Raw genomic sequence first — 5,308 nt, 5'->3', positions numbered from 1 at the left:
ATCGAAATGCTTCGACAGGCTGGCATATTGGTCGACGTGGGTTTACTTGAATCGGAGGCTGAAGCATTAAACCCAGCTTTTATCAAACGCATGAAAACGGGTCGCCCATTCGTTCAGCTTAAAATAGCCGCGAGCTTAGATGGACAAACGGCACTCAGTAATGGGGTTAGCCAATGGATTACGTCTCCTCAGTCTCGTCAAAACGTTCAAGCGTATCGAGCAAAGTCATGCGCAATATTATCAACCAGTAAGACAGTCATCGAAGACAATGCCTCATTAAATGTGCGCTGGGATGACTTGCCGGCCAGTATTCAATCTCATTACCCTGCTAATGAGGTTCGTCAACCCGCTCGGGTGATTCTAGATCGTCAACGACAACTTTCGGCGTCACTGAATTTATATCAGTCGTCAGGGGCGGTTATTACCGTGTCTGAAACTGGAGATATCGTTGCCAGCTTAAATCAAAGCGGACAGATTGATTTAGACAAAGCATTTCAAGACTTAGTAGAATCACACAATATCAACAACATCTGGGTTGAAGCGGGGGCGACATTGGCGAAATCATTGATTAACGCTGACCTTGTTGATGAACTTATATTGTATTTGGCGCCCAAAATTATGGGCAGTGATGGCCGTGGCCTCTTTGGTGCCCTTGGGTTTGAATCGATGAGCGACACTCATGAGTTATCCATCCAAGACCTGCGTCAAGTGGGGCCAGATATTCGAATCGTAGCAACACTAAAACAAAAAGATAAATAACATGTTTACAGGAATAGTAGAAACAGTCGGCCATATCGCGTCTATCGTACCGAAAGGTGAAGATATTAGCGTTACGGTCAATGTTGGTAAACTTGATATGTCCGACGTGAAGTTGGGTGATAGTATCGCAACCAATGGGGTATGTTTGACCGTTGTCGACTTCAATTCGTCGAGTTATACCGCAGACCTTTCTTTAGAAACATTGAATAAAACAGGTTTTACCGATTATAAAGCGGGCGATAAGGTTAACTTAGAAAAAGCGATGTTACCGACCACTCGATTTGGTGGACATATCGTCTCGGGTCATGTTGATGGGGTCGGTGAAATTATCGAGCGTCATCAAGCGGGCCGAGCTATTGAGTTTTGGGTTGCAATGCCGGCCGAACTATCAAAGTATGTTGCAGAAAAAGGTTCAATTACCGTCGATGGTATTAGCTTAACCGTGAATGACTTACGTAAAAATGCCTTTAAACTTACCATCGTGCCTCACACGGGTGAAGAAACCACGATTAACGATTTCCAAGTGGGTCGCAAGATCAACCTTGAAGTGGATCTGCTTGCGCGTTACATGGAAAGGTTACTTCAAGGTCAGCAAGAGCAATCCGAGCCCAAATCTCGTTTGAGCATGGAGTTTTTACAACAAAACGGCTTTGCATAAGAGCCCGTCTCTATTGGTAATTGAGTGTTCATGTTTGCTGTCATTGAAGAAGCAAGCAAGAGAACTTAGACATTGGAATATAGGAATTAAGCATGTCAATTAGCACGCCAGAAGAAATTATTGAAGATATTCGCCTTGGTAAAATGGTTATTCTTATGGATGACGAAGACCGAGAAAATGAAGGCGATTTGATCATGGCCGCAGAGTACATAACGCCAGAAGCGATTAACTTTATGGCGACTCATGGGCGTGGATTAATCTGTTTAACAATGACAAAAGAACGCTGTGAAAGATTGGGTTTACCTCCGATGGTGCAAGATAACAACGCCCAGTTCACGACTAATTTTACGGTATCGATTGAAGCTGCTGAGGGAGTGACTACCGGAATTTCAGCATCTGATAGAGCTGTTACGGTTCAAGCGGCGGTTGCAAAAGACGCAAAAGCCGCAGATCTTGTTCAACCTGGGCATATCTTCCCGTTGACCGCTCAAGACGGTGGAGTATTGACGCGAGCAGGCCACACTGAAGCGGGTTGCGATTTAGGTCGATTAGCCGGTTTAGAGCCAGCTTCTGTTATTGTTGAGATTCTAAATGATGACGGCACTATGGCGCGTCGCCCAGATTTAGAAGTCTTTTCTAAAAAGCATGATGTAAAATTAGGCACCATCGCGGATCTGATTGAGTATCGAAACAATACAGAGACAACGATAGAGCGCGTTGGTCAATGTAAATTGCCGACAGAATTTGGCGATTTTGAGTTGGTCACGTTCAGAGATACCATCGATAACCAAATCCATCATGCCATGATTAAAGAAGATGTGGTTAAAGGCAGCCTTGCTCAAGAGGAAGCCGATCAAGCACCGTTAGTCCGTGTGCATCTGCACGATACTTTTACCGACTTATTACACTCCGATCGCGGAACCGAGCGCAGTTGGACATTAGAATCAGCCATGAAGCGCATTGGCTCAGAAGGCGGAGTATTGGTGATTTTAGGCAATGAAGAGACGCCTGAATCGCTCATCCACAAAGTGAAAGTCTTCGAAGCTCAAGATAAAGGTGAAGCGCCGACGATGGCTAAAAAGCAAGGAACGTCACGCCGCGTCGGTGTTGGTTCTCAAATTTTAGCGGATCTTGGTGTGACCGATATGCGTTTATTGTCTTCTAGCTCAAAACGTTACCATGCACTTGGTGGTTTTGGTCTAAATGTGATTGAATACGTGTGTGAATAAATAGGGTAGGGCTTGAGTAAGCTTATGCCTTAATTCACGTTATAAAAGGAAGCGCTTGCTTCCTTTTTTATCGATAACAGTGATTTTCTATCACTATCAGAAATTTAAATTAGACAAGCCAGCGATTCGCATTAACTTCAATATCTATTAGATATTGCTCACAGTTTTATGCTAGAATCCGGCGATTCTCACTTGATGAACATAGTTAAAGGAAGGCTTATGAAAGTGATCGAGGGTGGCTTCCCAGCGCCAAATGCAAAAATTGCTATCGTTATTGCTCGTTTCAATAGTTTTATTAACGAAAGCCTGCTTTCTGGTGCAATCGATACTTTAAAACGTCATGGTCAGGTTAGCGACGAGAACATTACTGTTGTCCGTTGTCCAGGTGCCGTTGAGCTTCCATTAGTTGCTCAGCGTGTAGCTAAGACTGGTCAGTTCGATGCGATTGTATCTTTAGGTACGGTAATTCGTGGCGGTACGCCTCATTTCGACTATGTTTGTAGTGAATGTAATAAAGGTTTGGCACAAGTGTCTATGGAATTTAGTCTTCCAGTTGCATTTGGTGTCCTTACTGTTGATACCATCGATCAAGCTATTGAACGCGCAGGAACCAAGGCTGGTAACAAAGGTGCAGAAGCTGCACTAAGCGCACTTGAGATGATCAACGTTCTTTCTGAAATCGATTCCTAATGGGGGCCAGTGTGAAACCAGCCGCACGTCGTAATGCACGTCAATTTGCTCTACAAGCAATTTACTCATGGCAAATTAGCAAAGAAAATGTTGCCGTAGTTGAAGAACAGTTTATATCTGGTGGAAAGTATGATGAAGAAGAGCATCATGCTGCTGAGCCTGCTCTAATCGCACCAGAAACCGATGTGGCATACTTCCGCGACCTACTGACTGGTGTTGCACTTAGTCATATGGAATTGGACAGCAAACTTCGTCCATTCGTATCTCGTCCTATGCAGGATTTGGATCTTATGGAACTGGCTTTGCTTCGTCTTGCTATGTACGAGATGACTCGTCGTGAAGATGTACCTTACAAAGTGGTAATTAATGAAGCGATTGAACTTGCAAAAGTATTCGCAGCTGAAGATAGCCACAAGTTCGTGAATGGTGTCCTTGATAAGGCTGCACCACACGTTCGTAAGAAGAAATAAAAAATAATAATCAAAATAGGTCAGCTTATGCTGGCCTTTTTTATGACTAATACTGGGCGATTAAAGGGATTATTTACCTTAAGTTGCGTCCTTCTCTTGTTTGTCTTAAGGGTATGAGCATTCATTATGTCTGGTGAGTTTAATCTAATTGATAAGTATTTTGTTGGTCGTCAATCGCAGCGTAAAGATGTCTTACTTGCCGCGGGTGATGACTGCGCACTAGTGAAAAGCCCCAGTAATGTCGCCATCGCGATTAGCACTGATACGCTTGTCGCGGGGACTCACTTTTTAGCGGATGCTAACCCTAGCTGGGTAGCTCATAAAGCGCTGGCCTCAAATATCAGTGATTTATCTGCAATGGGAGCGACGCCAGCATGGGTCTCTTTCGCATTAACGATGCCAGAACCTAATGAAGAATGGCTGGCTCCGTTTTGTGATTCGTTTTTTCGTTTAGCAGACTACTTCGGCCTGCAATTGATCGGTGGTGACACAACCAAAGGCCCACTTAGTCTCACTTTAACTGTGCAGGGTTTTGTACCAGAAGAAAAAGCGCTACGCCGCAGTGGAGCAAAAGTAGGGGACTGGATATATGTCACTGGTGATCTGGGCGACAGCAAAGCAGGATTGGATGTCATCTTAGACAACGTGAATGCGCATAAACAGTACGCAAAGGTTTTGGAAGAGCGCCACTATCTCTCTTCACCTAGGGTGCTCGTAGGGCAAGCTCTGCTTAATTTGGCTTCATCTGCGATTGATATTTCCGATGGGCTTATTTCCGATCTCGGTCATATTATGACTCGTTCAGGGGTCGGTGCGTCCATTGATGTCGATGCGCTGCCACTATCTAAAGAGTTGATGGGTTTTACCCAAGAGCAATCCATTGCACAGCAATATGCATTAACCAGTGGGGAAGAGTATGAGTTGTGCTTTACTGTGCCAGAATACAATAAAGGGTCCATCGAAAGCGCCCTCAGTCATACGGGCACAAAAATCACTTGTATCGGTCAAATTCGTCCTATTGGCACGTTTGAGTTAAAAAAGGGTGATAAAGTACTGGACTGGCAACTGAATGGATACGATCATTTTAAGGGAAAACAATGACAAACCCTCTTTCTAGAATTTCTTTGCAAAACCCTTGGCACCTTTTAGCGACGGGATTTGGGAGTGGACTTTCTCCCATTATTCCAGGAACAATGGGGACGTTAGCGTCGATTCCATTTTATCTGTTATTGGTTCAGCTTCCTCTGTGGTTATTTATTGTCGTTATTCTTGCGTCAGCGATTATTGGTGTGAAAATCTGTCAAATCACGTCTGATGATATGAAAGTCCACGATCATGGCTCTATCGTTTGGGATGAATTTGTCGGTTTCTGGATAACGATGCTGATTGTACCCATGTTAGGTATCTCCATTTTTGATTGGAAATGGATAGCGGCTGGTTTTGTACTCTTCCGTTTCTTCGATATGGTCAAACCCTGGCCTATTGGCTGGCTTGATAAAAGG

The 5,308-nt window shown here is 44.1% G+C and carries 7 protein-coding genes; all 7 read left to right on the top strand.

Translation table 11 applies throughout. The features are described from left to right. Positions 1–759 (top strand): bifunctional diaminohydroxyphosphoribosylaminopyrimidine deaminase/5-amino-6-(5-phosphoribosylamino)uracil reductase RibD (gene ribD, locus ACP45E_RS18590; RefSeq protein WP_069585406.1); only part of this gene is annotated, 759 nt, incomplete at its 5' end. 1 nt (position 760) lies between these two features. Then, a complete protein-coding gene (locus ACP45E_RS18585; protein ID WP_017035055.1) occupies positions 761–1,417 on the top strand; it encodes a riboflavin synthase in 657 nt (218 codons plus the stop codon). 92 nt (positions 1,418–1,509) lie between these two features. After that, complete coding sequence (ribBA, locus tag ACP45E_RS18580) at positions 1,510–2,646, top strand: bifunctional 3,4-dihydroxy-2-butanone-4-phosphate synthase/GTP cyclohydrolase II (protein WP_017038725.1); 1,137 nt, start codon at positions 1,510–1,512, stop codon at positions 2,644–2,646. A 219-nt stretch (positions 2,647–2,865) separates the two neighbouring features. Continuing rightward, on the top strand, positions 2,866–3,336 hold the full coding sequence (gene ribH / locus ACP45E_RS18575) for a 6,7-dimethyl-8-ribityllumazine synthase (RefSeq protein ID WP_017035057.1): 471 nt from the start codon (positions 2,866–2,868) through the stop codon (positions 3,334–3,336). Then, complete coding sequence (gene nusB, locus ACP45E_RS18570; protein WP_017035058.1) at positions 3,336–3,806, top strand: transcription antitermination factor NusB; 471 nt, start codon at positions 3,336–3,338, stop codon at positions 3,804–3,806. The genes ribH and nusB overlap by 1 nt, the downstream gene beginning before the upstream one ends. Before the next feature lie 126 nt (positions 3,807–3,932). Continuing rightward, positions 3,933–4,907 (top strand): thiamine-phosphate kinase, encoded by a 975-nt coding sequence (thiL, locus tag ACP45E_RS18565; RefSeq protein ID WP_017035059.1) that lies wholly within the window; start codon positions 3,933–3,935, stop codon positions 4,905–4,907. After that, a partial coding sequence (locus ACP45E_RS18560) for a phosphatidylglycerophosphatase A (RefSeq protein WP_069585404.1) occupies positions 4,904–5,308 on the top strand: 405 nt, incomplete at its 3' end. The genes thiL and ACP45E_RS18560, both read left to right, overlap by 4 nt.

The organism is Vibrio genomosp. F10 str. 9ZD137 (assembly GCF_049974785.1).
In the GTDB taxonomy this organism is placed as follows: Bacteria; Pseudomonadota; Gammaproteobacteria; order Enterobacterales; family Vibrionaceae; genus Vibrio.
The sequence above is the reverse complement of the archived record's forward strand: the minus strand, read 5'-3'. Positions and strand labels throughout refer to the sequence as shown.